The organism is Erwinia sp. CGal63 (assembly GCF_037026505.1).
Classification (GTDB): domain Bacteria; phylum Pseudomonadota; class Gammaproteobacteria; order Enterobacterales; family Enterobacteriaceae; genus Erwinia.
This window is the reverse complement of the sequence record NZ_JAKUMN010000014.1, coordinates 1-720: the sequence shown is the minus strand read 5'-3', so window position 1 is coordinate 720 and position 720 is coordinate 1. Positions and strand designations below refer to the sequence as shown.

The 720-nt window shown below is 50.4% G+C and carries 2 tRNA genes and 2 rRNA genes; all 4 read left to right on the top strand.

The window, feature by feature from the left end:
- Positions 1–66: ribosomal RNA gene (locus tag MKZ79_RS21145) — 16S ribosomal RNA — on the top strand; the annotation flags it as partial.
- A gap of 74 nt (positions 67–140) precedes the next feature.
- Positions 141–217 (top strand) — tRNA-Ile (locus MKZ79_RS21140).
- A gap of 143 nt (positions 218–360) precedes the next feature.
- Positions 361–436: transfer RNA gene (locus tag MKZ79_RS21135), tRNA-Ala, on the top strand.
- Between the two features lie 195 nt (positions 437–631).
- Positions 632–720 (top strand): 23S ribosomal RNA (locus MKZ79_RS21130); the annotation flags it as partial.

Here is a 720-nt window from a genome sequence, read left to right as displayed (position 1 = left end):
TTCATGACTGGGGTGAAGTCGTAACAAGGTAACCGTAGGGGAACCTGCGGTTGGATCACCTCCTTACCTGAAGATACCTTCCGGCGAAGTGCTCACACAGATTGTCTGATAGAAAAGTAACGAGCAGAAAAAACCTCTACAGGCTTGTAGCTCAGGTGGTTAGAGCGCACCCCTGATAAGGGTGAGGTCGGTGGTTCAAGTCCACTCAGGCCTACCAAATTCTTTCCTGTCCAGCGTTGCGACTTCACTTGCATAGCGAGCTATGCGGCGCGAAGCCACGCCTTGACCAGAAAAGAATTACATTTGCGTGGCGACACGAAATGTAACTCCTGGTAGTAGTGGTCTCTGCAGTAACTGTATGGGGCTATAGCTCAGCTGGGAGAGCGCCTGCCTTGCACGCAGGAGGTCAGCGGTTCGATCCCGCTTAGCTCCACCATGCAGTCTGTAAAATTATCTTAAAGATGACTTGCGAGTCATGTTTAAGATATTGCTCTTTAACAATCCGGAACAAGCTGAAAATTGAAACGACACGTCGCGTTTATCCTCCGTAATAAGGATAAGCAGAGCGATGTGTTCGAGTCTCTCAATGCCTGCAACAGCATGTGTCTTTCGGGACGCTTGTGGGTTGTGAGGTTAAGTGACCAAGCGTACACGGTGGATGCCCTGGCAGTCAGAGGCGATGAAGGGCGTGCTAATCTGCGATAAGCGTCGGTAAGGTGA